Here is a 26,739-nt window from a genome sequence, read left to right as displayed (position 1 = left end):
CGAGTCTACGGTGGGCCCGGGCCGAGCTACGCGAACTGCCGCCTCAGCGCCAGGACGTTGCGCACGTACTGCTGGGTGTCGGCGTGCATGCCGTGGCTGCGCACCGAGCCCAGGCCCTGGTAGTAGCCGGCGATCGCGTGGTCGAGCCGCCCGGCCGACGTCGTGAGGGCCTTCAGGATCACCACTCCCGCGGTGACGTTGTCCTCGGCGTCGAGCAGGTTGAGGCGCCGGCCCACGAGGGCGCTGGCCCACTGCCCCGACGAGGGGATCACCTGCATGGCACCGATCGCGTTGGCCACCGAGACCTGGCGCTGGTTCCAGCCGGACTCCTGGTAGCCCACGGCCAGCGCGAGCGAGGGGTCGACGCCGTAGCGGCGCGCGGTGCGCTCGATCAGCCGCCTCGTGGCCTCGCGGCTGGGCACGGCGCGGCTGGCGAGGTGGTGGCGGTTCGTGGCCGCGGCACGCACGACGGCGTCGGCGTAGGTGCGGCCGGCGAAGGTGTTCGCGCTGGACCGGCTCGCGGGCTTCGTCGTCGCGGACACGCGGGGGACCCGCAGGTGCTGACCCGGGTGGATCACCGAGGTGACGCGCAGCCGGTTCGCCTTGATGATCGTCGCCTGTGACGTGCGCAGCCGGGCGGCGATGTGGCTCACGGTGTCACCGCTGCGCACCGTGTAGGTGGTCCAGCGCGCCGCGATCGCGCGGGCGGCGGCGGCCTTGGCCTGTGCGCGCGCGGCGGCTGCCGGCACTGCCAGGTGCTGACCGACGTAGATGGTGCCTCGGGCGTCCAGGTGGTTGAGGCGCAGCAGCGTGGACGGCGAGACCTTCAGGCGCAGCGCGATGTGGCTGATCGTGTCGCCCGAGCGCACGACGTAGCGCGCCGTGCGCGCCGGGGTCGTGCGCGTGGCCTTGCGGGCGGGGGCGCGGTGCGGTGTCGCCGCCTTGGCGCGGCCGGGGACGCGCAGCGTCGCCCCGGCGCGGATGAGGTGGCCGCCGTCACTGAGGTGGTTGGCCCGCACGAGCGTGCGGACGTCCGTGCGGTGCTTGCTGGCGATGTCCCAGACGGTGTCACCGGGGCGGACGGTGTAGGTCGTCCACCCCGACGCCGCGGTGCCGAGCAGCAGCGGGGCGCCGGCGGCGGTGGCGATGGCGGCGGTGACGATCGGCATGGCGTTCTCCCCTGGGAACCGGCCGGGCAAGAGGTGTGCCGGGTGTGGCAGGTGTGACTCGTGGTACGACGGTTGACGGTACACGAAATCCGTCGTTCAACAGGACTTACACTGATGTAATTCGTCGCATCGGGGGACGGTTACGCACCTCGCGGCCGGGCGTGGCAGGCTGACCGCCGTGGATGAGCTCGAGAACCTGGTCGACGAGTGGCTGACCCTGCCGGACGTCGCGGAGCGGCTCGGTGTCGACGTCGGCAAGGTCCGCCGGATGGTGCAGGAAGGCCACCTCGTCGCCGTCCGGCGAGGGGAGCGCAACGTGTGGTCGGTGCCCGCACGGCTGCTCGGACCTGAGGGCCTGATGCCCGAGCTGCCCGGCACCGTCACGGTCCTGGCCGACGCCGGGTACACCGGCGCCGACGCGCTGCGGTGGCTGTTCACGCCCGACGACTCGATCCAGGGCGGGAGCCCCATCGGTGCGCTGCACGCCGGGCACAAGACCGAGGTGCGCCGGCGCGCCCAGGCCCTGGCCGTCTGAGCCCCGCGTGCGCCATCTCGGCTACGCCGCGATGCTGGCGTTCTGCGTCGTCGGCACCCTGCCGCTGGAGCTCTACCTGCGGGTGGGCGTCTACCGGCGGCTGCGGCGGCTCGCGCTGACCCTGCTGCCCGTCGTTCCGCTGTTCATCGCGTGGGACCTGTACGCCGTGGCGCACCGGCACTGGTTCTTCGACCGTGGCCAGACGATCGGTGTCGACGTCCCCGGCGGCCTGCCGCTGGAGGAAGTCGCCTTCTTCGCCGTCGTGCCGCTCGCGGCGGTGCTGACCATCGAGGCGGTGCGCGCGGTGCGCGGCTGGCGCGTGGGGGACGAGCCGTGACCTACACCCAGCTGTGCCTGGTGGCCGTGCCCTTCGCGGTGCTGCTCGACGTCGCGCTGCTGCGCACGCGCCTGGTCACGCGCGCGTCGTTCTGGGTGTCGTACGCGATCGTGCTGTTCTTCCAGCTGCTCACCAACGGCTGGCTCACCGGACGCGGGATCGTCACCTACTCCGGTGACGCGATCCTCGGCACGAGCCAGGCCGTGGCCCTCGGTCAGTGGCGGGTGCTGTTCGCGCCGGTCGAGGACATCGCCTTCGGCTTCTCGCTGGTGCTGCAGACCCTCGCCTGGTGGGTGTTCTGGGGCCGCCGCGGGGTGCAGCGCAAGCCGGTGCGCCGGGTCAGGCGCCAGCCGGCGCCGCGTGCCAGCGCGCGCTCTCGCGCCGAGCGCTGACGGCGCGAGCCAAGGCGGGCAAGGCGACGGCCGCCCGCGTGCGGTTCGGCACGCTGACCCGCCCGGTGAGCACCTGGTAGCCGGCGCGTTCGACCTCGTCGAGGATGCCGCCGTACAGGCGGATCGCCGTGCGCAGGCACGGCCGGCTCTCGGGGCGCACCAGCGCCACGCCCTCGGCCGCGAACCGGTAGAGCTCGCGCGTGCGGGCGATCTGGAACTGCAGCAGCGCCTGGACGTTGGCCGTCACGGCGCCGGCGCGCAGGTGGTCGACGGTGACGCCGAAACGGTGCAGGTCAGCCATCGGCAGGTAGACGCGGCCGCGTTGGAGGTCCTCGCCGACGTCCCGGATGAAGTTCGCGAGCTGGAACGCCTCGCCGAGGGCGATGGCGTGCTCGCGGGCGCGCTCGTCGAGCGGGCCCAGCACCGGCAGCATCATGAGGCCGATCACAGCGGCCGAACCCCACATGTAGCCGCGCAGGTCGTCGAAGGTCTCGTAGCGGGTGGTGTCGATGTCCTGGCGCATGGCGGCGAGGAAGTCCTCGAACAGGCTGACGTCGAGCCCCAGCTCGCGCACGGTGTGGGCCGTCGCGCGCACGATCGGGTCGTCGGTGGGGCCGCCGCGCAGCGCGGCGAGCGCCTCGTCGCCCCACCGCACCAGACCGGCGGGATCGGGCTCCACCAGGTCGTCCACGAACTCGTCGGCCGTCCGCGCGAAGGCGTACAGCGCGTAGACGTGCGGACGGCGGTCGGCCGGCAGCAGCAGCGCCGACAGGTAGTAGGTCTTGCCGTGGTCGGCGTTGACCAGGCGGCAGCGCTCGTAGTCCGAGCGCAGCTGCGGGTCGCGGAGCCCGGCGGCGTCCAGAGCCCGCTCGTGCACCGACTTCACGTGGTGGCCCCCGTCCACAGATCGCCAACGACTTGCAGCGCGGCCGGCTGGGACGCCCGGGTCATCGGCGCGCCCGTGAGCGGTAGGTGGGATCGACGCCCAGGATCCGTTCTGCCGCAAGGCGACCGGACACCAGCACCATCGGCACGCCCACACCTGGCTGGGTGCCCGACCCCGTGAAGACGACGTTCTCGCCCCAGATGTTCTTGGGACGAAACGGCCCGGTCTGCAGGAACGAGTGGGCTGCCGCGAAGGGTGCACCGCGCTCCATGCCGCGGGCCGCCCAGTCGAGCGGCGTCGTGACGTCCTCGACCTCGATGGCGTCGCCGAAGCCCTCGTACCCGCGCTGCTCGAGCACCTCGATGACGTGCTGTCGGTACGCCGGGCCGATCTGACGCCAGTCGAGGTCGGAGTCCAGGTTCGGCACGGGGAAGAGTGTGTAGTAGATCTGCCGGCCGTCCGGCGCGAGCGAGGGGTCGGTGCGGGTGGGGTTGGTCACGAGCACCGACGGGTCGCTCATCAGGCGGCCGGACGTGAGGTCCTCGAACACCTCGCGCCACTGGTGCCCGAAGTGGATCGTGTGGTGGGCTCCGTGGTCGTAGCTGCGCCGCGAACCGGCGAGGAGCAGGTAGCACGACGGCGAGTACGTCAGCCGGCGCACCGACCACGGGCTGCGCCCGAGCAGCTCGCGCTGCGCCACGGGCAGGTCAGGGTTGAGCACGACCGCGTCGCACGCGATGCGCTCACCGGACGCCGTGTGCACCGCCACCGCGCGCCCGCCTCGGTGCTCGACGCGGGTCACCTCGGTCGACAGCCGGATCTGCACGCCGTGCTTCTCCGCGGCCGCGGCCATGGCCTCGGGCACGGCGTGCATGCCGCCCTTGGGGAAGAACACGCCCGCCACGGAGTCCATGTACGCGATGACGGCGTAGATCGCGAGCGCGTCGTACGGCGACAGGCCGGCGTACATGGCCTGGAAGCTGAACAGCCGCTGGGTGCGGTCGTCCTTCAGGTACTGCTCGACCTTGGGTGCCAGCCGTCGAAAGCCGCCGATCGCCACGAGGCGGGCCAGGTTGGGCGTCAGCAGGTCGAGGGGGGAGTCGATGTTGCGGTCGATGAAGTCGCTCATCTCGTAGCGGTAGAGCTTCGAGACGAAGTCCACGTACCGCTCGTACCCCGCCGCCTCCGCCGGGCCGCACACGCGTCGCAGCTCCTCGGCCATGGCCTGCGGGTCGGCGTGGACGTCGATCTGCGAGCCGTCGGCGAAGAAGCTGCGGTAGAGCGGGTCGACCGGCAGCAGGTCGAGCCAGTCGGCCATGTCCTCGCCGAGGGCGTCGAAGCAGTCGGCGATGAGGTCGGGCATGGTGAGCACCGTCGGGCCGTTGTCGATCCGGTACGTGCCGGCGCCGTCCGGCGCCTCGAGCTGCACCTGGCCGGCACGACCGCCGGGCCGTGCCTCGCGCTCGAGCAGGGTCACCTGCCGGCCCGCGCCGGCGAGGCGCATGGCCGCCGACAACCCGGCCAGCCCCGCTCCGACGACGACGACGTGGTCAGTGGGGCCCTTGACCGTGCGGGGGCTCATGCCGCACGCGCCGTGGCGGCGTCGACGAGGTCGAACAGCACCGAGCGCGCGGGCTCGTCGACCGGCGCACCAGCCAGCGCGTCGCGCGACTGCTGGGCCAGTGAGGCGATGAGGCCCTCGACGTGGTCGAGCGCACCCGTGGCCGTCATGGCCTCGCGGGCGGCGGCGAGGCGCTGGCCGTCCAGGTCGGCGCACCCGAGGGCGTCGCGCACCGCAGCGGCCTGCGCGGCGTCGGCCCGCTGCAGGGTCTCGGCCACGAGCACGGTCCGCTTGCCCTCGCGCAGGTCGTCACCGGCCGGCTTGCCGGTCTGTGCCGGGTCACCGAAGACGCCGAGGACGTCGTCGCGCAGCTGGAACGCCTCGCCGAGCGGCAGCGCGTACGCCGAGTAGGCGGCCAGCAGCTCGGGGCGGGCCCCGGCGAGCTCGCCACCGACCAGCAGCGGGTGCTCGATCGAGTACTTCGCGCTCTTGTAGATGATGACCCGGCGCACCCGCTCGGCGCTGCCGCCCCCGGCTGACTCGGGCAGCACCTGCTCGAGCACGTCGAGGTACTGACCGCCCATCAGCTGGGTGCGCATCAGCTCGAACGTCGGTCGCGCCCGCTCGATCGCCGCGCGGTCCAGGCCGCTGTGGCTGAGCAGCTCGTCGCTCCACGACAGGCACAGGTCACCGGCCAGGATCGCCGCGGCGGTGCCGTACCGCTCCGCGTCACCGAGCCAGCCGTTCGCCTGGTGCAGCGCAGCCATGCGGCGATGCGCGGCGGGCTTGCCGCGCCGGGTGTCGCTGGCGTCCATGACGTCGTCGTGCAGCAGCGCCGCGGCCTGGAACAGCTCGAACGCGCTGGCGGCCTGCACGATCTGCGGGACGTCGGCGCCCCCGGCCCCCCGCCACCCCCAGTAGCAGAACGCGGGGCGCAGGCGCTTGCCGCCGCTCGTGAGCTCGGTGATCGTCTCCAGCAGCGGCACCAGGTCGGGGCCGAGCGGTTCGAGGCGGCGCGCCTGCAGGCTGAGGTGGTCGTCGAGCACCTTCTGCACCCGCGAGCGCAGGTCCTCGACGTCCAACGGGTTCGTCACGCGTTTCTCCTCGCCTGGTGGGTACGTCGAGCCTAGGCCGCGCCCAGCACGTGAGCAGCCACGGTGAACAACTGTGACGCGGTTTAGGCTCTGAGCATGGCTCTCGGACTCCCGTCGACCCTGCCCAGCGGGGCCGCGACCGTGCACGAGAGCCTGCGCGACCTGCTCGCCGCGGGCGGGCGTTCGTTCTCGTTCGAGTTCTTCCCGCCCAAGGACGACGCGGGTGAGGCCCTGCTGTGGACGGCGCTGCGCCGGCTCGAGCGGCTGCGGCCCACGTTCGTGTCCGTCACCTACGGCGCGGGTGGCTCGACGCGTGACCGCACGGTGCGCATCACCGAGCGCATCGCCCGCGACACCACGCTCACGCCCGTGGCCCACCTGACCTGCGTGTCGGCGTCCGTGGGTGACCTGCGCCGGGTGATCGGCCAGTACGCCGACGCCGGGGTACGCAACGTCATGGCGTTGCGCGGCGACCCGCCGGGCGGTCCGGGCGCCCCGTGGCAGTCCCACCCCGAGGGCCTCGACCACGCCGACCAGCTGGTGCGCCTGCTGCGCGAGATGGGCTCGTTCTGCGTCGGCGTGGCCGCGTTCCCCGACAAGCACCCGGAGTCGCCCGACCTCGACCACGACGCCGACGTGCTGGTGCGCAAGGGCGAAGCGGGGGCCGACTTCGCCGTCACCCAGCTCTTCCTGGACCCGCACGCCTACGTGGGCCTGGTCGAGCGGGTGCGGGCGCGCGGCAGCGACCTGCCGATCATCCCCGGCATCATGCCGATCACCAGCCTGGCGCAGGTGCGCCGCTTCGGTGAGCTGTCGGGGGTCGCGGTGCCCGACGTGGTCGAGCAGCGCCTGCGCCGAGCCGGTGACGACCCCGCCGCGGTGCGCGCAGAGGGGATGGCGATCGCCGTCGAGCTGTGCCGGGACCTGCTCGACGCCGGCGCACCCGGCCTGCACTTCTACACGCTGAACCGCTCGACGGCGACCCTCGAGATCTACGAGACCCTCGGGCTCTCGGCGTGGCCCGCAGCGTCGTGACCCTGCCCAGCCTGGGGGAGTACCTCGCGGGCTGGGAACGGCTGCACGGCACCGACCCCCGGGCGTCGCGGCTCGTGCACGGCTGGCTGCGCGCGAGCTACCTGCTGGCCCGGCCGCTCGCCGGCCGCGGCGTCTCGCCCAACGCCGTGACGGCGGTCGGCGTCGTCGTCGCGGCGGCCGTGGTGCCGCTGGCGCTCGCGGGTGGGCGGTGGCCGCTGCTGGCCGCGCCGGTGGTGGTCGTGTCCGGGGTGGTCGACAACCTCGACGGCGCGGTCGCCGTGCTCACCGGTCGCACCAGCCGGTGGGGGGCCCTGGCCGACGCGCTCGCCGACCGGGTGAGTGACGCCGTCTACGTCGTGGCGTTGTGGCTGCTCGGTGCGCCGGGCTGGCTCGCCGTCGTGGCCGGCGCCCTGGCGATGCTGCACGAGTACGCCCGGGCCCGGGCGGGCGGTCTCGGCCTACCGGACGCCGCCGTGATCACCGTGGCCGAGCGGCCCACCCGCGTCGTCGGAGCGACGATGTTCCTGCTGGCGGCCGGGGTGTACCCGGGTTCGGTCGCGTGGCCGACGGCGGGGGCCGTCTTCGGGGCTGTGGTGGGGGCCACCGGCCTGCTGCAGCTGCTCCCCACCCTGCGCCGCCGCCTGCTCGATGATCACGTGAAGTAGGCCGCCGAGCACTTCACGCGGCGCGCACACCGCGTGAAGTGCTGGCACCCCGTGCAGAGCTCAGGCGCGGCCGATCTGCTCGGCCACGATGGCCGCCGACAGCCCGACCAGCGGCAACCCTCCGCCGGGGTGCGACGACCCACCCACCAGGAACAGTCCCGGCACCGGCGAGCGGTTGGCGGGGCGCAGGAAGGCCGACCGGACGCCGTTGCTCGACGAGCCGTAGATCGAGCCGCCGACGCTGCCGGTGGCCCGGGCGAGGTCGGCCGGGGTGCGCACCTCGCGCCACATCACGCGATCGCGGACGTCGAGCCCTCGCGCGGCCATGACGTCCAGCACCCGGTCGGCGTACGACGAGGCAAGACCTGGCGCGTCCCAGTCGAGACCGGCGGTGGGGTCGTCCGTGCTGTGGCGTGGAGCGTTCACGAGCACGAACCACGACTCGTGCTCGGCGTCCGGTCGCAGGGCCGGGTCGTCCGGCGCGCTCACGTACACCGTGGGGTCGGGCACGGCGCGGGGCCGACCAGCGTGCGGTCCGGTACCGAACACGGAGTCGAACTCGTCGTCATAGTCGCCGGGGAACAGCACCGTGTGGTGGGCCAGGCCCGGGGTGCGACCGCGCAGCGCGAGCAGCAGCACGAACCCCGACAACGACGGCGTGCTGCGGGCCAGGGAGGCTCGCGCGGGGTCGGCCGCCTGGTCGGGCACGAGCTCGCCGTACAGCTGGGCCGCGTCGGCGTTCGACACCACGACGTCGGCCGGCAGCGTCCGCCCGTCGCCCAGCCGGACGCCCACCGCGCGTCCGGACTCGACGAGCACCCGCTCGACCCGCGCGCCTGTCAGCACGGTGACCCCGACGTCGAGCACCCGCTGGTGCAGCGCCTCGCCGAGGCGGCGCAGACCACCGCGCACGTACCACGCGCCGAAGGTCTGCTCGACGTACGGCACGGTGGCCAGGGCCGCCGGCGCGCGGCGCGGGTCGGAGCCGGTGTAGGTGGCGTAGCGGTCGAGCAGCGTCACCAGCCGCGGGTCGCGCAGGTACTGCGAGCCCAGGCCTCGCAACGTGCGCCAGGGCGCCACGGTGGCGACGTCGCGGGTGCGCCGGGCCAGCCGCATCAGGGTGCGGGTGCCGTCGAGCGGCGACTCCAGGAACGGCCCGCGGGTGACCTCCCAGATCTGGCCCGCGCGGTCGATGAAGTCCGCCCACTGGCGTCCGGCACCCGCGCCGAGCGCCTCGTCGAGCGCGGCGGTCAGGCGTCCGCGCGAGGCGTTGGGTACGTCGAGCTCGGTGCCGTCGGCGAAGCGGTAGTGGCACACCGGGTCGACCGGCACGAGCTCCACCGACCGTTCGAGTGCCGACCCGGTCTTGAGGAACAGGTCGCGGTAGACCGCCGGCAGCGTGAGCAGGCTCGGCCCGGTGTCGAAGGCGAAGCCGTCGCGCTCGAACCACCCCAGCTTGCCGCCCACGACGTCAGACTGCTCGCACACCGTGACCTCGTGGCCCTGCGCGCGCAGCCGGGCGGCCACCGCGAGGCCACCCATTCCGGCGCCGACCACCACGATGCGTGCCACGAGGCAGACCCTAGCCAGGGTCCTGGACGTCAGGGCAGGGGGCGGCCCTTCCATCGCAACGCCGCGCGGCGGTGCAGCCGCACCGAGCGGGCCGTGAGCCAGCCGAACAACGCCACCGACGCCGGGTGAGCCAGGGCGTCCGGCCACACCCGTGCGCCCGTGCGGCGTCCGGTGACGACGCGCCCCGCGACGCCGGCGGCGTAGCCGAGCGCACCGACCGGCGACCCGGCCAGCGCGGCGATCGCCGGCCACACGTAGACGGCGGCCAGGCCGCTCGCCACGGCGACCCCACCCGCGGGCGAGCCGAACGCGCGCCAGAGTGACTTGGTGTAGCCCGCCTCCACCTGGTTCCACCCGTCGTACATGCGGCAGGTGGCCAGCTGCGTGCCGTCGGTGACGCCTCCGCGGCCGCCCGCGGCCTTGACGGCACGCAGCAGCGCGACGTCGTCGAGGACGTCGGCCCGCACCGCGGCGTGGCCACCGGCCCGGTCGTAGGTGGCCCGGTCGACGCCCAGCAGCTGACCGTTCGCCGCCACCAGCGACGGGCGCGGCGACCGCTCGGCCAGCCGCAGGGGGAGCGTCGTCAGCCACGACCACTGCAGCAGCGGCTGCACGAGCCGCTCACCCCATCCGCGGGCCTCCTGCCGGGGGTAGGGGCACACGAGGTCGAGGTCGGCCTCGCGCAGCTGCGCCACCGTGGCGCAGATCGCGTCCGGCGCGACGACGACGTCGGCGTCGACGAAGACGAGCACGGAGCTGAGCGAACTGGCCTGGGCCGCGAGCTGCGCGCACGCCCAGGGCTTGCCGAGCCACCCCTTGGGCGTCGGTTCGCCGGTCACCAGGCGCACCCGCACGTCGTGCCCGCAGACCTCGCGGACCAGCTCGGCGGTGCCGTCCGTCGACTCGTCGTCGAGCACGACGAGCTCGGCGCGGTGCTCACAGGCGTCGAGCGCCCGCATCAGGGCCCGCAGCGTGGGTTCGAGGCGGTGGGCCTCGTCACGCACCGGCAGCAGCACCGAGACCCACTCGGCCGGGGCGCCGGCGGGACGCGGCGGCCGGCGCAGCTGGCGGGCGTTCCAGACCGAGTGGGCGGTGAGCGCCACCGCCGCCGCCGAGCTCACCCAGGTCAGCCGGCGGGCGGCCCGGTGCAGCGGGCCGGCGGCCGGTGGGGTCACGGGCGGCCGTCCCACCAGCTGTAGAGGTACGGCACGACGACGACGCCCATGGCCGCCCCACCCCAGACCGCGACGGCCGGGCGGTCGAAGAACACCGCGTTGCCGAGCACCGAGCCCGCCCACGTCCAGGCCAGCAGCGCTCCGGGCACGTCCTCCGAGGCTCGCGGACGGGCGGGCAGCAGCACGTGCAGTGCCGCGACCATGACGAAGGCGACGAGCAGCCAGCCCAGGTAGTTGCTCACCGGGACGCCGGGGACGCCCGGCAGCGCGGGGTGCGGGTCGTGCCAGGCCCAGTGGCCGGCCGCCACCATCTGGGGGTCGAGGAACAGGTCCCAGGCAGCCAGGCAGAGGGCACCGGTCGCCACCGTGACCGACCCGGACGGCGTGCGGGTTCGGCCGCGCCGGGCCGCCGCACGGGAGAGCCGGCGCCCCAGCAGCAGGCTCGGGTAGGCCATCATCACCCAGGCCAGCGGCACGATCACCGGGACGTCCAGCAGCTTCGGCCCGAGCGTGTCGGCGTAGGAGTAGTCGCCGAACGGCAGGCCCGTGCGCACTCCCACCGACTCGGCGGCCAACCCGATGCCGCCGGCCACGACGAGCAGCCCGAGGCCCCAGCGAGGCCCGCGAGACGCCACGGCGTGCAGCACCGAGGCGGCTGCGAAGAGCAGCACGGTGGCGATGGTGAGCAGGCGCAGCGGCTCGCCCTCGGTGAGCGGGTAGGCGATCTGCGCCAGCACGGTCGCGACAGCCAGGGCCACCGACCCGGCGTGCAGCCCGGCGCGCCGCCTGCCGTGGCTGGCTCGGGGGGCTCGCGTGCGCTCTCGGACGGTCACGCTGCCGGAGTCTAGGTGGCGGGCGTCCGCGGCGCGTCGCCCCACCGCCGACGGCGCCAGCCCCGCCAGCGCCGCCGTGCTCGCCGGATCCGCCGCCAGAGCAACGTCACGAGCACCGCGCCGACGACGAGCAGGGTCATCGCCAGCACGGCTGAGACCCACGGGTTGAGCACCGCCAACGAGACGACACCCGCCACCGTGAGGTCCTCTCCGGTGCTCACCACGACGTTGCTGGCCGGCTCGGGGGAGGTGTTGACCGCAGCGCGCAGGCCGGCCTTGACCAGGTGGCTCGCGAGGGCGGACCCACCGCCGGTCGCGGCCATGACGGCCTGCTCCAGGCTCCCTGCGTCGCCTGCCAGCAGCGCGGCGATCGCCGCACCCACCACCGGACGCACCACGGTGTGCACGGCGTCCCAGGCCGAGTCGACGTACGGCACCTTGTCGGCCACCAGCTCGACGACGAACAGCACGGCCGCCACCACGATCACGTCGGTGCGTTGCAGCGCCGAGGGAACGGCGTCGACGCCGAGGCGGCCGAAGGCGCCCATCAGCAGCACGACGGCGTAGGCGTTGATGCCGCTGGCCCAGCCGGAGGTCAGCACCCACGGCAGCAGCTCGGCTCCCATGACGTCTCCCAGTGGTCGGTGGGCGGGTGCGGCGCCTAACCGGTGGGCTGGTCGAGCGGGCGCCCGCGGTAGGTGCCGCGCACGTCGAGCACCGCGAAGCGGGCGAACAGCTCCTCGGCGTACCAGCCCTCCAGCGCGGTTCGACGGATCGCGTCGACGTGCGGTTCCCTGCGGTGGGCGAAGCGCATCAGCGCCTCGGCGTCGTCCCACAGCGAGAAGGTGCCCTGCAGCCCCACGGGGGCCTCGCCGATGCCGAGTGCGAGGCGCAGTCCCTCGACCTGGTGCAGGTCGTGAGACACCGGCGGCACGGCGCGCCAGAAGGTCACCGCCTTGCGTGCGGTGATCCGGGCCCGGGTGATGCTCGCGACCGGCCCGGTGACCTTCTGCGGGGTCGGGTCACCGAAGGGCCGCTGTCGCGACCACTCGCCGCGCGAGGCGATCGGCCGCAGCCGCACGACCAGCTCCTCGTCGGCGATCTGGTGCCAGGAGCGCAGAGCCGGGTGGTCGGCCTCAGCGGCCGCGAACGCGGCGGCGGCGTGGTCGTCGTCCCAGACCGTGAGCAGCGCCCAGTGGTGCGGGTCGGCGTCGCGCACGGTGAAGGTCCGCCCGCTGCCCGTGCCCAGCGCCTTGGTGAAGCGCAGGTGGGGCGTGCGGCGCAGCCGTGCCGGGGTGGTCGCCATGCGCAACAGCGCTCCCGGGACCCGCCGCGCCGGGACGTACCACAGGTGCAGGACGGCGGTGCGCGGGTCGGACACGGGCTCACCGTACCGACGCGCCTGCGGATCGGCCGTGCTGACGGTGGTGGCTGGCACGGTGAGCTCATGACCGAAGTGCGTGACCCGTCCGACCTGCTCACCGCCGCGTCGCCGGACGACGCGCTGCCGGTGGTGCGCGACTCAAGCTTCCGCGAGGCCACGGCGACCCCGCGCGCCCGCACCGGCACCGGCCTGTGCCTGTCTGGCGGTGGGTACCGCGCGGCCCTGGTGCACCTGGGGGCGTTGCGCCGTCTCGACGAGCTGGGCGTTCTGGCGCACGTGCGCACGGTGAGCGGCGTGTCGGGCGGCTCGCTGGCTGCGGCGATGCTGGCGCACCCGGCACTGGACTGGAACCGCGACGACGGTCGGGTCGGTGGTTTCGATGAGCACGTCGCCGCGGGCCTGCGTGCGCTGACCGCGCGCAACATCCGCACACCGGCGCTGCTGTCCCGCCTGCTGCCGTGGCGGTGGTTCGATCCGGACGCCGCCGTCGAGGAGCTCGCGCGTCAGCTCGCGCAGCAGACGCCGTTCGACCAGCCGCTCGCCGCGCCTCGACGGGCCGGCCCGCGGGTCGTCGTCAGCGCCACGGACCTGGTGTTCGGGGTCGACTGGATCGAGCAGACGGCCTGGGGTGACGCGCCCGCTCGCGTCGGCTCGTACCGCGCCGGCTACGCCGCGCCCAGCTCGCGGTGGCGGCTCGGCGACGCGTGCGCGACGTCCTGCGCGGAGCCGCCGTTCTTCGCGCCTCGCCGGGTGGCCCGCGAGCTCACGCAGCGGTTGTCCGGTGGCTACCGCGAGCTCGAGACAGCCGAGCAGCATCGCCGCTTGCTGCGTCGGCTGCAGCTCGTCGACGGCGGCGTCTACGACAACCTCGGGTTGGAGCCGGTCTGGAAGTCGCACCACGACGTCCTCGTCAGCGACGGCGGTGGAGTGTTCCGCGCCACGACCCAACGCACCGTGGTGGGCCGGCTCGCGCGCTCGCTCGAGATCCTCGGGCGCTCGGGCAGCAACACCCGACTGCGCTGGCTGCACGCCGCGTACGCCCGCGACGTCCTGGCCGGCTGCACGTGGGGGATCGACGACGTCGTCGCCGACCTCGACGGCCTGGTCGACGCCGTTGGCTACCCGTTCGAGGTCGTGGAGCTCATCGCCCGCGTGCGCACCGACCTCGACGCGTTCTCACCCGGTGAGCAGCAGGTGCTCGAGCGGCACGGCTACCTCGTGGCCGACCACGCGGTGCGCAAGCACGCGCCCGCGCTGGTGCGGATCGACGCGCCGGTGCGCCCTCCTCACGAGCAGGTCGCGGACCCGCGCGTCGCCGCCGCGGCGTTGCGCGGTTCGGCCCACCGCACGCTGCTCGGGCGCCGGCGCGTGGCCGGGCGCACGCCCTGAAGTGATTCACGATCTTGGAGAACGCTGCTCGGCTTGCTACGGTTCGTGGTGACTCGTCCAGAGACGCGGCGGGCCTGCCACCACGGCACCGACCCTGTCAGGGGACGGCGACCCGTGGGCAGCCCTCGGGGGCCGCGACTGGAAGGCCCTGACTCATGCCTCGAGCGACTCATCTGAGCGCCCCGCTGGTCCCACCGGCGACGCACGCCGGATCGGTGTCCCTGCTCGTCGACACGGACGCCCACGTGCTGGTCGTGCTGCACGGCTGCATCGACTCACGGCTGCAGCCGGAGATCCGCGAGCTCGTCGACGATCTCGTCACGAACCGAGCCGACACCACGGGTCTGCCCGTGCGCGTGCTCGCACAGAACGTCACCGGCTTCGAGCTGGCCGGCGTGTGGCTGCTGCTCGAGCTGCGCCGCGCGGCGCAGCCGGCGAGCGTCACGGTGGTGGCACCGTCGCCTGTGGTGCTGGAAGCCATGCAGCGGCACGGCATCCAGCGGGTGCTGGTGCAGGAGCGAGCGGTGCAGCAGCGAGCGGCCACCGAGTTCAGCGAGGCCTAGACGCGACGCAGCACCGCCTGCACCCGCCCGAGCACTGTCGCCTCGTCGCCGGGAATCGGCTCGTAGGCGGGGTTGTGCGGCATGAGCCAGACGTGCCCGTCACGCCGCTTGAACGTCTTGACCGTGGCTTCGCCGTCGAGCAGGGCCGCCACGATGTCACCGTTGTCTGCCGTCGGCTGCTGGCGCACGACCACCCAGTCGCCGTCGCAGATCGCGGCGTCGACCATGGAGTCCCCGACGACCTTCAGCAGGAACAGCTGCCCCTCGCCGACGAGCTGACGGGGGAGCGGGAAGACCTCCTCCACCGCCTCCTCGGCGAGGATCGGGCCACCGGCCGCGATCCGGCCCACCACCGGCACGTACGACGGGGTGGGTCGCTCGTCGCCTGACCCCGTGACGTCGACGTCCTGAGCGTCCGGCACGGCCTGGGGCGCGCTCGTCGTCACCGGCGGCGCGTCGGGCGACATGACCTCGATGGCCCGAGGCCGGTGTGGGTCACGCCGCAGGTATCCCTTGCGCTCGAGCGCGGCGAGCTGGTGCGACACGCTGCTCGGGCTGGCCAGGCCAGCCGCCTCCCCGATCTCGCGCATGCTCGGGGGGTACCCGCGGCGCTCGACGCTGTCGCGGATCGTCTCGAGCACCCGCCGCTGGCGGGCGGTGAGGCCGTCACCGGTGTCGCGCTCCGGCAGCTCGTGCACGTCGGCCGGTCGTCCCGCCTTGGCCATCGCCCCTCCAGGTCGCATCCGGGCGCCCGCGGCCCGTTCGTCCCCTGACCCTAGGGCCAGCAGGCCCCGGTGTTCAAACACCTGTTCGAACGTGTCGCCCGCGCGTGAGCCGGGCCCGGACTGTCGGTGGTCTCTGGTGGCATGGGGTTGAGCACGAGGAACAGCCCACTTCGAACGTCCGTTCGATTCCGACTCGACAGGTGTCGGCACTGGGTGCTAGAACTCGTACAGGCGTTCGATCGAACAGACGTTCGATCCTCTTCCCCCGGAGGCCCCCATGACCGCGATCACCTTCTCTGCCCCCGTCAGCAACCCGCGTCGTCGCCCTGCGCGCACCGCGGTGGTGGCTGTTCCCGACACCCGCGCTGGCCGTGCCCGTCGCCAGGGCGCGCCGCTGCGACTCACCCGGCGGGGGCGCCTGGTTGTCACCGGGCTGCTCGCCACCGCGGGCGTCGCGGTGTCGCTGTTCGCCGGCGGCGTCGCGGGAGCGGGCACCGACGCCCAGCGCGTCCCGGTCCGTTACGTCACCGTCGCTCCGGGCGACACGCTGTGGTCGATCGCGGGAGAGGTGGCGCCGAGCGAGGACCGTCGCGACACCGTCGCTCGCATTCTCGAGCTCAACGCCCGCGACACCTCTGGGGTCCGCGCTGGCGACCGCATCGCCGTCCCGGCGCGCTGAGCCGGCGCGCTGAGCCGGCCCGCGACCGCCTGGCTCACGTCCGTGATCTGGGTCACTGAGCACGGCGACGTGGATTGTTCGGCCGACACGCCGCGCAACACGCCCAACCTGCTTGCGTAGTCGGTCGGTCACGGCCTAGCGTTCACCCCAACATCTAGTAGTTACACCGATGTGACTCGTCCACAGATTGTGGTCGTCAACCCACAGGTTCTCCCCAGGCAGTCCACAGCTCCATCCACACGGAGCGGCGGGATCACCTCTCGGAGGTCTTCGAGGGCCGTCGGTGCAACGCGTGAAGGGAGGGGCGAGGTGCACTGTCCGTTCTGTCGGCACACCGACTCGCGCGTCGTCGACTCTCGCGCCACGGACGACGGCGCCTCCATCCGTCGCCGGCGCCAGTGCCCCGACTGCGGGCGACGGTTCACGACCGTCGAGACGGCGAGCCTGTCGGTAGTGAAGCGCTCCGGCGTCACCGAGCCCTTCAGCCGCGCGAAGGTGCTGTCCGGCGTCCGCAAGGCCTGCCAGGGCCGCCCCGTCGGCGAGGACGACCTGGCCCTGATCGCCCAGCGAGTCGAGGAGTCGGTCCGGGCCACCGGCTGCGCGGAGATCGAGGCGCACGAGGTCGGTCTGGCCATCCTCGGGCCGCTGCGCGAGCTCGACGAGGTCGCCTACCTGCGCTTCGCGAGCGTCTACCAGGCCTTCGAGTCGCTCGAGGACTTCGAAGCCGCGATCACCCTGCTGCGCGCCGAGCGCGAGCCGACCGGCGTGGAGCCGGCCGCTCACGACGCCGGCGGCGCTCCCTAGTCACCGCTGGTGGCGGCGGAGGGGAAGCCGACGCCACCAGCGGTCACCACTGACTTCCTCGGGGGGACTCGCCCCGAACAGCACCACACGAGTCACGACAGTCACAGCAGTCACAGCAGTCACAGCAGCAGCACCGCAGGCAATACGGCCGACGACGGGTGCGTTGAACCACTTAAGGCGAGGGGACGACGAGATGACAGAGACCACGAGCGGTGCACGCGCAGGCGCGCGCCGTCCGGGCAAGAGCGGCAAGGGTGTGCGCGTCGAGCGCATCTTCACGACCCCTGGCGTGCACCCGTACGACGAGGTGACGTGGGAGCGACGCGACGTCGTCCAGCAGAACTGGAAGACCGGCGAGACGATCTTCGAGCAGCGCGGTGTGGAGTTCCCCGACTTCTGGTCGGTCAACGCCTCGACCATCGTCACGACCAAGTACTTCCGTGGCGCCGTCGGCACCGAGCAGCGCGAGCAGAGCCTGCGCCAGCTGATCGACCGCGTGGTGCTCACCTACGTCAAGGCGGGCAAGGAGCACGGCTACTTCAGCGCCGACGAGGACGCCGAGGTCTTCGAGCACGAGCTCACCTGGGCCCTGCTGCACCAGGTCTTCAGCTTCAACTCGCCCGTGTGGTTCAACGTCGGCACCAGCTCGCCGCAGCAGGTCAGCGCCTGCTTCATCCTGTCCGTCGACGACTCGATGGACTCGATCCTGAACTGGTACCGCGAGGAGGGGTTGATCTTCAAGGGCGGCTCCGGCGCGGGCCTCAACCTCTCGCGCATCCGCTCCAGCAAGGAGCTGCTCCGCTCGTCCGGCGGCACGGCGTCCGGCCCCGTCTCGTTCATGCGCGGCGCTGACGCCAGCGCCGGCACCATCAAGTCCGGTGGCGCCACGCGGCGCGCGGCGAAGATGGTCGTGCTCGACGTCGACCACCCGGACATCGAGGAGTTCGTCGAGACCAAGGCGCGCGAGGAGGACAAGATCCGCGTCCTGCGCGACGCCGGCTTCGACATGGACCTCGGCGGCCACGACATCACGAGCGTGCAGTACCAGAACGCCAACAACTCGGTGCGCGTCAGCGACGAGTTCATGCGCGCCGTCGAGGCCAAGGGGAAGTTCGGGCTCAAGGCCCGCACCACCGGCGAGGTCATCGAGGAGGTCGACGCCGCCGAGCTGTTCGGCAAGATCGCCCAGGCCGCGTGGGCGTGCGCCGACCCAGGTCTGCAGTACGACGACACCATCAACGACTGGCACACCAACCCCGAGACGGGCCGGATCACCGCGTCCAACCCGTGCTCGGAGTACATGAGCCTCGACAACTCCTCGTGCAACCTCGCGAGCCTGAACCTGTTGAAGTTCCTGCAGGACGACGGATCGTTCGACGGTGCGACGTTCGCCAAGGTCGTCGAGCTGGTCATCACCGCGATGGACATCTCGATCTGCTTCGCGGACTTCCCGACCGAGCCGATCGGTGACACCACCCGCAAGTACCGCCAGCTGGGCATCGGCTACGCCAACCTGGGTGCGCTGCTCATGGCCTCGGGCCTGGCGTACGACAGCGACGGCGGCCGCGCGCTGGCGGCGTCCATCACCTCGCTCATGACCGGCACCGCCTACAAGCGCTCGGCCGAGATGGCTGCGGTCGTCGGCGCGTACGAGGGCTACGCCCGCAACGCCGACGCCCACCAGCGGGTCATGCGCAAGCACGCTGCGGCCAACGACGCGATCCGCACCATGCACACCATGGACAAGGACGTGCAGCGGCTGGCCACCAAGGCGTGGGACGACGTCGTGAAGCTGGGGGAGAAGAACGGCTACCGCAACGCGCAGGCGTCGGTGCTCGCCCCCACCGGCACCATCGGTTTCATGATGGACTGCGACACCACCGGCATCGAGCCCGACTTCTCGCTGGTGAAGTTCAAGAAGCTCGTCGGTGGCGGCTCGATGCAGATCGTCAACCTCACGATCCCGCGGGCCCTGCGCAAGATCGGCTACACCGAGGAGACCGTCGAGGCGATCGTCGAGTACATCGCCGAGCACGGCCACGTCATCGACGCGCCGGGTCTGAAGCCCGAGCACTACGAGGTGTTCGACTGCGCCATGGGTGCGCGAGCCATCGCCCCGATGGGCCACGTGCGCATGATGGCGGCGGTGCAGCCGTTCCTGTCCGGCGCGATCAGCAAGACGGTCAACCTGCCGCAGACGGCCACGGTCGAGGAGATCGAGGACGTCTACCTGCAGGGGTGGAAGCTGGGCCTGAAGGCTCTGGCCGTCTATCGCGACAACTGCAAGGTCGGCCAGCCGCTGTCGGACGCCAAGGCCAAGGGTGCCGACAAGGCGCACGACGGTTCGGCGGAGGCTACGGTCGAGAAGGTGGTCGAGTACCGCCCGGTGCGCAAGCGCCTGCCGAAGCGCCGTCCGTCGCAGACGATCTCGTTCGCGGTCGGCGGGGCCGAGGGCTACCTCACCGCCGGCTCCTACCCGGACGACGGCCTCGGTGAGCTGTTCCTGAAGTTCGGCAAGCAGGGCTCCACCCTCGCCGGTGTCATGGACGCGTTCTCGATCGCCGTCTCGATCGGCCTGCAGTACGGGGTCCCGTTGGAGACCTTCGTCGAGAAGTTCACCAACCTGCGATTCGAGCCGGCCGGTCTCACCGACGACCCGGACATCCGCATGGCGCAGTCGATCATGGACTACGTCTTCCGCCGCCTGGCGCTGGACTACCTCGACTTCGACACCCGGTCGTTCATGGGGATCCACACCGCGGAGGAGCGGGCTCGCGAGCTCGAGACCGGCTCGTACGCGCCGGTGGACGACGCCGGCTCGGCCGACGACGAGGAGGCCGAGAACGAGATCGAGGCGCTCTCGCAGTCGGTGTCGATGAAGCCGACCACGAAGCCGGCTGAGGTGTCGGACAAGACCGGCAGCGGGGCTGCGGCTGCCAAGGCCGTCGACTCCGGCGTCCACTCCTCGGCCGAGCTGCTGGAGAAGTTCCAGGGCAAGGCGGCCGACGCGCCGATGTGCATGACCTGCGGTACGAAGATGCGTCCCGCCGGCTCCTGCTACGTGTGCGAGGGGTGCGGCAGCACCAGCGGCTGCAGCTGATGTGAACGACCAGGGAATGTCCCTGGTCAGTCGTTCAGCAATGTCCAGCCAGCGGTCAGCAATGTCGCGGATCCGGTCAACGGAATGTCCGTGGCACGCGCCGACCGAGTACGTCGCAAGTGACTGCACGACCGCCGGCCCGGCCCCCATGGGGCCGGGCCGGTGTGCTTGACGGCCAGACCGGCAGCCTGTCGGAGGGTTGTGATCGACTAACAAGTGCGGACCAACCGGTCCGCGGCAGCACGAAGTGAACCGCCCCGGGTTCAGTGGAGGCTCTGGTCTGCCCCGGGTTCCACGGAGTCGTGATTCTTGGATTCTCATGCCACCGTGATGGTGTTGATGCGTTCGAACTCTATCGGCGTGAGCCACCCGAGTTGGCTGTGACGCCGACGTCGGTTGTGCCAGATCTCGAGGTAGTCATACATCGCGTTGGCCAGCTCGACCCGGGTCTTCCACCTCTTCCGGTCGAGCAGCTCGACCTGCATGCGGGACCAGAACGACTCGATCATCGAGTTGTCGTAGCAGTCCCCGACACTGCCCATCGACGGCACCAGCCCGGACGCCTTCGCGCGATCGGTGAAGGCCCAGGACGCGAACTGGACGCCCTGATCGGAGTGGATCACGGTCCCGGCTTCGGTCGTCTTCCCGAGCCGGCTGTCGATCGCCATCCCGAGCGCGTTCGTCACCAACGCCGCGGTCGGAGAGGCGTCGATCGACCATCCCACGACGCGTCGCGAGTAGGTGTCGAGGACGACGCAGCAGTACACCTTTCCCTCCCGCGTGGGGTGCTCGGTGATGTCGGTGACCCAGAGCTGGTTCGGGCCGTTTCTGCCGAAGGCCCGGTTGACCCGGTCGGTGGCGATATTGTCCGGCTTGGTCCGCTTCCACTTCGGCCGGCCAGTGACGCCGCGCAGGCCGGCTCGCTGCATCAACAGTTCGACCTGACCGTGCCCGACTGCGACCCCGCGGCCGAGGGTGAGCTCGGCATGGACGCGTCGGCCGCCGTAGATGCCGCGCGATTCGAGGTGGATCTGGGTGATCAGGTCGGTCAGCCAGGCGTGCCGGACCGCCCGCTGCGAGGGTGCTCGCTTGATGCGCTCGTAGTAGCCGGACTCCGACACGGCGAGCACGCGGCAGGCGACCTGGGCAGGGATCTTCTCGGCGACCATCACCTCGACCGCCGAGAACCGCCTTTTGGGTCCGCCTCCTCCCGCAGCAGCTCGACTGCACGGCGGGCTGCCTTCAACTCGGTCTCGAGCTCGGCGATCCGCTTCTTCGCCGTGGTCAGCTCGGACTTCTCCTTGGTCGTCAGACCAGGGACGAGTCCCTTATCGATGCGGTCCTGGCGGCGCCAGGTGTAGATCGACTGTTCGCTGATGTCGAGGTCGTGTGCGACCTGGGCGACGCTGCGACCCTCCTCGAGAAGGTCGAGGACCTTGCGACGAAACTCCGGCGGGTAACCCCGTCTTCCCAACTTGGCCTCCTGGTGTCAGGCACCAGAATCCAGAAATCCGGACGCCGCGGAAGCCGGGACACACCAGGTCGTGGACCACTACTTTCCCAACGTGATTGTGGGGCGCGTGACAAAGAACATCATCACGGCATGGCCGACGGGCACACAATGCGCGTAACCATGCAGAAGCTAGCCGAAATCTGCAGACGAGCCGGCCTCACGGTCACGTCCGTCGCGGAAGACCTCGATGAAGTCCACTGTGTCCACGACCGGTGGCCCGACGGCGTGGTCAGCGTCGCTGCCGACGGCGCGGTTCTCGAAGGCGCGTTGTCAGGCGCAGCGGCTGACGTGGAGTACCTCTGGCCCGGTCGGGATCCGGAAGACGGGGCGATGGCGCTGCTCTCGACGTCCTTGCACGCAGTTCTCGACGCGCGATTTGCCACTCCGACGCGAGCGGTGCTCGGCGGCTCGCTCACGTGGGAGGTGACGCCGCCGGAACAGTTCCCTCAGCGCGGTCGTTCTCCCGGGCCCGCCCACTGGGAGGCACCTCGGCGAGACCGACATCGGTGACTCGCACGTTGCCGTCGGTAATGCTGAGCCCAGGGGGCTGTCAGCCTTGGTGGCCCCCCCGCGGAGATTCCGTGACCGTTGGACGGACATTGGATGACCGTCGACAGCTGATGTGAACGACCAGGGAATGTCCCTGCTCAGTCGTTCAGCAATGTCCTGCTAGCGATCAGTAATGTCCCGGGTTCGGTCACGGTATGTCCGTGGCCGGAACCGGGGCGTTGTCGCTTCGGCGCATCAGCATCTCGGCATCAGCGCCCGCGCTCGGCGAGGCGCCCAAACGGTCACCGCCCCGCCCAACGCCCCAGCGCGAAGCTCGACGCGGTGCTGGACAGCGGCAGGTCGATGACCTGCGGGATGTCGAGCTCCATCCGCTGAGCCAGGCGAAGATCGAGCTGCACGTTCTGTTGGTTCATCATCAGCAGCGCGTTGTTGATGAGCTTCGCGGTCTGGCCGGTGCCGGGGCCGCCCACGTGGGCGACCTTCGTCGAGAACGTCTGGAAGATCGGCCGCATTCTCTCCAGCGCGCCGTTGTCGCCGCCCACGATCGTGGTCAGTGTCTTGGCCACTGCACCGAGATGACCGCCGCTCACCGGCGCGTCCAGCGCCGTCACCGCGTGGTCGGCGGCCCGAGCGGCCAGCGACACGGCGTAGTCGGGAAGGCCGGTGCCGTGGTTGACCAGGATGGATCCAGGCGACATGGCCGCCAGGAGTCCGCCGTTCAGTGCCACGTCGGTGATGTCGGAGTCCTCGCGAAGGCACAGGGGGACTGCGTTGGTCGCCCTCGCCAAGCCTGCGAGCTCGTCGTGGACGACGAACGGGACGCCGGCGAGGGCTGTCAGCGAAGCGTCGCGCCGAACCCAGACGTGCAGCTCGATCCCCGCCTCGCTCACGCGCGGGCCATCGGGGCACCTTGGTCACCGGGACCGATCCATCCGAGCGTTCGTTTGTCGGTGTTCATGTCAGACGTCCTTCCAGCGACCGTGGACCGGTCGAGCGATGGGCGTGCACGTGTGCCGCCGATCAGGCGAGGAGCTGCAGGGACAGGTCCCAGAGCCGTTCGGCGCCCTGGGGGTCCAGGGCGTAGGGGGCGACGCCGGTCAGGTCGGGGCTTCGGTGGTCGACGACGGCGGCCTCGTTGTTGTCCTCCAGGTAGCGGCCTCCGATGCCCTTGAGCTGGGGGGAGGTGGCGGCGAGCAGCGTGGTGGACGCCCCCTGAGCGGGCGACTTGCGTCGCTCAACTGGGGCGCGCAGGCCGCCGGTGTGCCGCTGGAGGTTCGTGGGAATCGCCCGCGGCATCACGGCATTCGAGGTGATGCCCTCGTCGACCCATCGGGCGGTCGCCCCCACCGCGAACAGCGTGCAGGCGGTCTTCGACTGCCCGTAGGCCACGATGGGGTCGTAGGGCGTGAAGCGGAAGTCCGGGTCATCGAAGAGCACGGGCGAGAAGAGGTGTCCGCTGGAGCTGACCGAGATGATGCGGGCTTCGTCGGCCCGCGCGAGGGCGCCGTGGAGGCCGAGGGTGAGCGCGAAGTGCCCGAGGTAGTTGACGGCGAACTGCATCTCTCTGCCCTCAGGGGTCCGTTGCAGGTCGGGCAGGGCCATCACTCCGGCGTTGTTCACGAGGATGTCCAGGACGCCCTCCCAGCGGTTGGCGAAGGCAGCGACGGTGCGCAGGTCGGCGAGGTCCAGCGGCTCCACGTGCACGTCAGGGTTGCCGGTGGACGCGGTGATCTGGGCAGCGGCCCTCCTGCCGGCGTCGACGTTGCGCACTGCCATCGTGGTCTGGGCGCCGAGTGCGGCGAAGGCTCGGGTGGTCTCGATGCCGATGCCGGAGGCGGCTCCGGTGACCACGACGCGCTTACCGGTCAGGTCGATGCCGGCGGTGACGTCGGCAGTGCTCGAGCTGAAGCCGAAGGGAGTGTTGATGCGGTCCATGGTTGGTCCTTCTCGTCGGGATGGGGGAGGTGCTGGGGTGTGGCGAAGAGCTGCTTGCGAACGAGCGCGACCACGGTGCGGATGCCGATGCCCCCGATCAGGACCGTCGCCGAGACCAGAGCGAGCCACTCCCACGCCACGTAGCCAGGCGGCCGGGTGCCCTGAAGCCACTGCTGAGCCGCGATAGCGACGGCGGCCCAAGAGAACGTGAACGACCAGAACCCCAGCTGGAACGGCAGTCGTCGAAACAGCGGCACCAGCCGCAGCTGGGCCAGCACCATGAGGACGCCGTAGCCCGCGAGCAGCTGCGTCACGACGTCGATCCGGCCGTCATGGAGGCTGAGCCACGCCGTCGTGGCGACAGCTGCGGGCGCCACCTCGATGGCGAGGGTCGGCTGCAGCGCCTGGGGCAGTGGCGGCCCGGTGATGAGGCGTCCCAGGATGATCGACCCGAGGATGATCCAGCACAGGACGCCGTAGCCGAACAGCGCGAGTCCGAGCCCGCGCTGGCCGACCTCGGCGGCGCTCGTCGCGGCGAGCAGTCCGCCGGCCACGGTGGGCAGGAAGTACCCCGGGTGGATCTGGTGCAGCGGGTAGTCGCCGTAGATGAGCTGCCCGGTGAACCAGCACCCGTGCAGCACGAGCACCACGACGAGTGCGTCGACGACCACCCGGCCGGCGCTGGGTGCGTACGGACGCAGGCCCAGGGCGGCCAACCGCATCGGGGTGATGGCCATCAGAGTGACGAACGGCGCGAGCACCGGGTGCACCAGGTCGGCACCGATGGTGCGGGTGCCCCCGGGCTGTGCGCAATAGGCCACCAGCAGCGCAAGCCACACCACGGCGGTGAGCGCGAGCAGGCCGGTGCCGGCCCAGTGCGGCACCAGCGCTGCGGTGGCGGCGGTCAGCCAGCAGCCCGACAGCCCGATGAGCCCGAAGGCCATCCCGAAGGCGTTGGGCGGTATGCGCCTCTGGAAGGACATGGCGGTCGCCTACGCGATCTGGACGACGACCTTGCCGGCCGGAACGCCGCGCGCCACCTGTCGCAGTGCCTGCTCGGCCTCGGCGAACGAGAAGGTCTGCGCGACGATCGGGCGCAGCTGACCCTCCGCGCCCAGTGTCGCAGCGGAGGCGAGAATCCGACCGTGGGCGGCCCGCTGCTCGCCGGTGATCAGGGGGAGCAGGGTGAAGACCCCCGAGTACGAGGCGCCGCGGAACGACAGGGGAGCCAGGCTGTGGCTGCCCCAGCCGAGGCTGCTCACCACGTGGCCGGTGTAGCGCTTGACCGCCAGGAACGATCGGTCGAGGTTGCTGCCGCCGACGGTGTCGTAGACGATGTCGAAGCCCTCGCCGCCCGTGTGCTCGGCGACGTACTTCTCGACCGGCGTCGTCTCGTAGTCGATCGGGACGGCGCCGAGGCCGCGCAGCACGTCGGCCTGCCCCGCGGCTCCCGTGGCCCAGACGCGGGCGCCGGCAGCCAGTGCCACCTGCACCGCGACGTGACCTACGCCGCCGGCGCCACCGTGGACCAGTACGTCGTGACCCGGGCCGACGCCAGCCCGGTCGACGAGTCCTTCCCACGCGGTGATGACCGACAGCGGCAGAGCGGCCGCCTCCTCCATCGACCATCGCGCCGGTTTGTGGGCCAGCAACGCGACGTCGACGGCGGCGTACTCGGCGAGGCTGCCCTGCACCCCGCCGACCCCGCCGATCATCCCGTAGACCTCGTCACCGGGCCGGAAGCCCTCCACCCCCGAGCCGGTCGCGACGACGACGCCCGCGGCGTCGAGGCCGAGAACGGCCGGTGGTGTGACCTTTGCGTGCGCCGCCTCGCCGGCGGCGATCTTGGTGTCCAGCGGGTTCAGTCCTGCTGCGGCGATCCGCACCAGTACCTCGCGGTGACGGGGCGTAGGCACGGACAGCTCGGCGAGGTGCAGCGGCTCTTCGACGGCGGTGAGCAGCTGCGCCCTCATGACGGTGGGGATGGAAGTGGCCATGGTGGTGTCCTTCGGTTCTGTCGCAGCGGTTTCAGGACTTGAGGAAGTCGAGCAGGGCGGGGTTGACGATCTCGGGGTGCGTCCAGGCGATGTTGTGCGGGCCGTCCTTGACCGTGACGAAGGTGATCCCGGGCACGAGCGCGGGCAGCCGCGCCGCGGTCGATGCGTAGGGCAGGATGCGGTCGGCGTCGCCGTGCACGAGCAGCATCGGCACGTCGACCTTGGCGAGGTCGGGGCGGAAGTCGGTGAGCCAGGTGTCGACGCAGGCGTGGACGGCGTGCGGGCCGGCCTGCAGCGCCATGGCGAAGGCGGCCTGCCAGGCCGGCTCGCTGATCCGGGTGCCGCCGAGGACGTCGACGTTGAAGAAGTCGTCCAGGAAGTTCTTGAAGTAGGCGGGGCGGTCGGCGACGATCGCGGCCTTGATGCCCTCGAACACCTCGCGGTCGACGCCCTCGGGGTTGTCGTCCGCCTTGAGCAGGTACGGCGGGACGCTGGCCATCAGCGCCGCCTTGCTGATGCGGGCGGACCCGTGACGGCCGAGGTAGCGCACGACCTCACCGCTACCCATCGAGAAGCCGACGAGGACGACGTCACGAAGGTCCAGGTGCTCGAGCAGGGCGTGCAGGTCGTCGGCGAAGGTGTCGTAGTCGAAGCCGATGGTGGTGCGGCTGGACTCGCCGAAACCGCGGCGGTCGTAGGAGATGACGCGGTAGCCGGCCTCCAGCAGCACCCGCTCCTGCTTGTCCCACGATCGCCCGTCGAGCGGGAAGCCGTGGATGAGCACCACCGGTTGGCCGATGCCGTGGTCCTCGAAGTGGATCTGGATGTCGTGGCCGTTCTCCTGGCCGACGGTCAGCTTGGTCATGTCGGGCTCCTCAGCTCGTGG

General features: G+C 71.7%; 25 protein-coding genes and 1 pseudogene. 10 read left to right on the top strand and 16 right to left on the bottom strand.

Features of this window, described 5'->3' with window-relative positions; genetic code table 11:
- Positions 1 to 26 precede the first annotated feature (26 nt).
- Entirely contained in the window at positions 27 to 1,169 is a 1,143-nt protein-coding gene (locus ASD06_RS11365) for a LysM peptidoglycan-binding domain-containing protein (RefSeq protein WP_056677355.1), read from the bottom strand.
- Positions 1,170 to 1,347: 178 nt separating this feature from the next.
- Between ASD06_RS11365 and ASD06_RS11360 the strand changes: the two genes are divergently transcribed.
- Genes ASD06_RS11360 through ASD06_RS11350 form a run of 3 tightly spaced genes read left to right on the top strand, consistent with a single transcriptional unit; the run spans position 1,348 to position 2,433 of the window.
- Positions 1,348 to 1,704 carry an Rv2175c family DNA-binding protein gene (locus ASD06_RS11360; RefSeq protein ID WP_056677352.1) on the top strand — a complete coding sequence of 119 codons (357 nt, stop codon included), beginning with the start codon at positions 1,348 to 1,350 and terminating at the stop codon, positions 1,702 to 1,704.
- 7 nt (positions 1,705 to 1,711) lie between these two features.
- On the top strand, positions 1,712 to 2,041 hold the full coding sequence (locus tag ASD06_RS11355; RefSeq protein WP_056677349.1) for a lycopene cyclase domain-containing protein: 330 nt from the start codon (positions 1,712 to 1,714) through the stop codon (positions 2,039 to 2,041).
- Entirely contained in the window at positions 2,038 to 2,433 is a 396-nt protein-coding gene (locus ASD06_RS11350; protein ID WP_056677346.1) for a lycopene cyclase domain-containing protein, read from the top strand. The genes ASD06_RS11355 and ASD06_RS11350 overlap by 4 nt, the downstream gene beginning before the upstream one ends.
- On the opposite strand, the gene ASD06_RS11345 is transcribed toward ASD06_RS11350, so the two are convergent.
- The 3 genes from ASD06_RS11345 to ASD06_RS11335 all read right to left on the bottom strand — a co-directional run bounded on the left by ASD06_RS11345 (position 2,381) and on the right by ASD06_RS11335 (position 5,974).
- Positions 2,381 to 3,319 carry a phytoene/squalene synthase family protein gene (locus tag ASD06_RS11345; protein ID WP_056677344.1) on the bottom strand — a complete coding sequence of 313 codons (939 nt, stop codon included), beginning with the start codon at positions 3,317 to 3,319 and terminating at the stop codon, positions 2,381 to 2,383. The two genes, ASD06_RS11350 and ASD06_RS11345, sit on opposite strands and share 53 nt — an antisense overlap.
- Positions 3,320 to 3,380: 61 nt before the next feature.
- Positions 3,381 to 4,901 (bottom strand): phytoene desaturase family protein, encoded by a 1,521-nt coding sequence (gene crtI / locus ASD06_RS11340; RefSeq protein ID WP_056677339.1) that lies wholly within the window; start codon positions 4,899 to 4,901, stop codon positions 3,381 to 3,383.
- On the bottom strand, positions 4,898 to 5,974 hold the full coding sequence (locus ASD06_RS11335; RefSeq protein WP_056677335.1) for a polyprenyl synthetase family protein: 1,077 nt from the start codon (positions 5,972 to 5,974) through the stop codon (positions 4,898 to 4,900). Before ASD06_RS11335 ends, crtI begins: the two co-directional genes overlap by 4 nt.
- A gap of 96 nt (positions 5,975 to 6,070) precedes the next feature.
- Between ASD06_RS11335 and metF the strand changes: the two genes are divergently transcribed.
- Together metF and ASD06_RS11325 are read left to right on the top strand one after the other, a co-directional pair.
- The gene (gene metF, locus ASD06_RS11330) at positions 6,071 to 7,009 is read left to right on the top strand and encodes a methylenetetrahydrofolate reductase [NAD(P)H] (RefSeq protein WP_056677333.1); all 939 of its coding nucleotides are present in this window, start codon (positions 6,071 to 6,073) and stop codon (positions 7,007 to 7,009) included.
- Complete coding sequence (locus tag ASD06_RS11325; RefSeq protein ID WP_056677330.1) at positions 6,991 to 7,674, top strand: CDP-alcohol phosphatidyltransferase family protein; 684 nt, start codon at positions 6,991 to 6,993, stop codon at positions 7,672 to 7,674. Before metF ends, ASD06_RS11325 begins: the two co-directional genes overlap by 19 nt.
- Before the next feature lie 60 nt (positions 7,675 to 7,734).
- On the opposite strand, the gene ASD06_RS11320 is transcribed toward ASD06_RS11325, so the two are convergent.
- From ASD06_RS11320 to ASD06_RS11300, 5 genes are read right to left on the bottom strand one after another with little or no spacing between them, the layout of a single operon-like run.
- Positions 7,735 to 9,246, bottom strand: coding sequence for an NAD(P)/FAD-dependent oxidoreductase (locus ASD06_RS11320; RefSeq protein WP_056677328.1), 1,512 nt, complete (start codon positions 9,244 to 9,246; stop codon positions 7,735 to 7,737).
- A gap of 29 nt (positions 9,247 to 9,275) precedes the next feature.
- A complete protein-coding gene (locus tag ASD06_RS11315; protein WP_235502312.1) occupies positions 9,276 to 10,421 on the bottom strand; it encodes a glycosyltransferase family 2 protein in 1,146 nt (381 codons plus the stop codon).
- The gene (locus tag ASD06_RS11310) at positions 10,418 to 11,254 is read right to left on the bottom strand and encodes a carotenoid biosynthesis protein (RefSeq protein ID WP_056677804.1); all 837 of its coding nucleotides are present in this window, start codon (positions 11,252 to 11,254) and stop codon (positions 10,418 to 10,420) included. Before ASD06_RS11310 ends, ASD06_RS11315 begins: the two co-directional genes overlap by 4 nt.
- Before the next feature lie 11 nt (positions 11,255 to 11,265).
- On the bottom strand, positions 11,266 to 11,880 hold the full coding sequence (locus ASD06_RS11305) for a DUF4126 domain-containing protein (RefSeq protein ID WP_056677325.1): 615 nt from the start codon (positions 11,878 to 11,880) through the stop codon (positions 11,266 to 11,268).
- A 35-nt stretch (positions 11,881 to 11,915) separates the two neighbouring features.
- Complete coding sequence (locus tag ASD06_RS11300; protein ID WP_056677801.1) at positions 11,916 to 12,635, bottom strand: hypothetical protein; 720 nt, start codon at positions 12,633 to 12,635, stop codon at positions 11,916 to 11,918.
- A 66-nt stretch (positions 12,636 to 12,701) separates the two neighbouring features.
- Here ASD06_RS11300 and ASD06_RS11295 point away from each other — a divergent pair, with 66 nt between their 5' ends.
- Both ASD06_RS11295 and ASD06_RS11290 read left to right on the top strand, forming a co-directional pair.
- The gene (locus tag ASD06_RS11295; RefSeq protein WP_056677321.1) at positions 12,702 to 14,027 is read left to right on the top strand and encodes a patatin-like phospholipase family protein; all 1,326 of its coding nucleotides are present in this window, start codon (positions 12,702 to 12,704) and stop codon (positions 14,025 to 14,027) included.
- 215 nt (positions 14,028 to 14,242) lie between these two features.
- On the top strand, positions 14,243 to 14,590 hold the full coding sequence (locus tag ASD06_RS11290; protein ID WP_056677318.1) for an STAS domain-containing protein: 348 nt from the start codon (positions 14,243 to 14,245) through the stop codon (positions 14,588 to 14,590).
- Here the strand turns inward: ASD06_RS11290 and lexA are convergent.
- Positions 14,587 to 15,333 carry a transcriptional repressor LexA gene (lexA, locus tag ASD06_RS11285; RefSeq protein ID WP_369853731.1) on the bottom strand — a complete coding sequence of 249 codons (747 nt, stop codon included), beginning with the start codon at positions 15,331 to 15,333 and terminating at the stop codon, positions 14,587 to 14,589. The two genes, ASD06_RS11290 and lexA, sit on opposite strands and share 4 nt — an antisense overlap.
- A gap of 259 nt (positions 15,334 to 15,592) precedes the next feature.
- Here lexA and ASD06_RS11280 point away from each other — a divergent pair, with 259 nt between their 5' ends.
- The 3 genes from ASD06_RS11280 (at position 15,593) to ASD06_RS11270 (ending at position 19,898) form a co-directional block, all read left to right on the top strand.
- Entirely contained in the window at positions 15,593 to 15,994 is a 402-nt protein-coding gene (locus ASD06_RS11280) for a LysM peptidoglycan-binding domain-containing protein (RefSeq protein ID WP_082537958.1), read from the top strand.
- 309 nt (positions 15,995 to 16,303) lie between these two features.
- Positions 16,304 to 16,798: a transcriptional regulator NrdR gene (nrdR, locus tag ASD06_RS11275; RefSeq protein ID WP_056677311.1), complete on the top strand. Its 495-nt coding sequence runs from the start codon at positions 16,304 to 16,306 to the stop codon at positions 16,796 to 16,798.
- A gap of 193 nt (positions 16,799 to 16,991) precedes the next feature.
- Positions 16,992 to 19,898, top strand: coding sequence for a vitamin B12-dependent ribonucleotide reductase (locus ASD06_RS11270; RefSeq protein ID WP_056677307.1), 2,907 nt, complete (start codon positions 16,992 to 16,994; stop codon positions 19,896 to 19,898).
- A 317-nt stretch (positions 19,899 to 20,215) separates the two neighbouring features.
- On the opposite strand, the pseudogene ASD06_RS11265 reads toward ASD06_RS11270, so the two are convergent.
- From ASD06_RS11265 to ASD06_RS11230, 6 genes and pseudogenes are all read right to left on the bottom strand, one after another.
- Positions 20,216 to 21,372 (bottom strand): annotated as a pseudogene (locus tag ASD06_RS11265) (IS3 family transposase).
- Between the two features lie 830 nt (positions 21,373 to 22,202).
- A complete protein-coding gene (locus tag ASD06_RS11250) occupies positions 22,203 to 22,811 on the bottom strand; it encodes an NAD(P)-dependent oxidoreductase (RefSeq protein ID WP_056677295.1) in 609 nt (202 codons plus the stop codon).
- Positions 22,812 to 22,941: 130 nt separating this feature from the next.
- The gene (locus ASD06_RS11245; RefSeq protein ID WP_056677293.1) at positions 22,942 to 23,856 is read right to left on the bottom strand and encodes an SDR family NAD(P)-dependent oxidoreductase; all 915 of its coding nucleotides are present in this window, start codon (positions 23,854 to 23,856) and stop codon (positions 22,942 to 22,944) included.
- Positions 23,787 to 24,839: a hypothetical protein gene (locus tag ASD06_RS11240; protein ID WP_082537957.1), complete on the bottom strand. Its 1,053-nt coding sequence runs from the start codon at positions 24,837 to 24,839 to the stop codon at positions 23,787 to 23,789. The genes ASD06_RS11245 and ASD06_RS11240 overlap by 70 nt, the downstream gene beginning before the upstream one ends.
- Before the next feature lie 9 nt (positions 24,840 to 24,848).
- Positions 24,849 to 25,853, bottom strand: a complete 1,005-nt coding sequence (locus tag ASD06_RS11235; RefSeq protein WP_056677291.1) for a zinc-dependent alcohol dehydrogenase family protein — start codon at positions 25,851 to 25,853, stop codon at positions 24,849 to 24,851.
- 31 nt (positions 25,854 to 25,884) lie between these two features.
- Entirely contained in the window at positions 25,885 to 26,718 is an 834-nt protein-coding gene (locus tag ASD06_RS11230) for an alpha/beta fold hydrolase (RefSeq protein ID WP_056677290.1), read from the bottom strand.
- Between the last annotated feature and the right edge of the window lie 21 nt (positions 26,719 to 26,739).

The sequence above is a fragment of the Angustibacter sp. Root456 genome (genome assembly GCF_001426435.1).
Lineage (GTDB): Bacteria > Actinomycetota > Actinomycetes > Actinomycetales > Angustibacteraceae > Angustibacter.
Note: the sequence above shows the minus strand (reverse complement) of the source record. Positions and strands in the feature narration are given on the sequence as shown.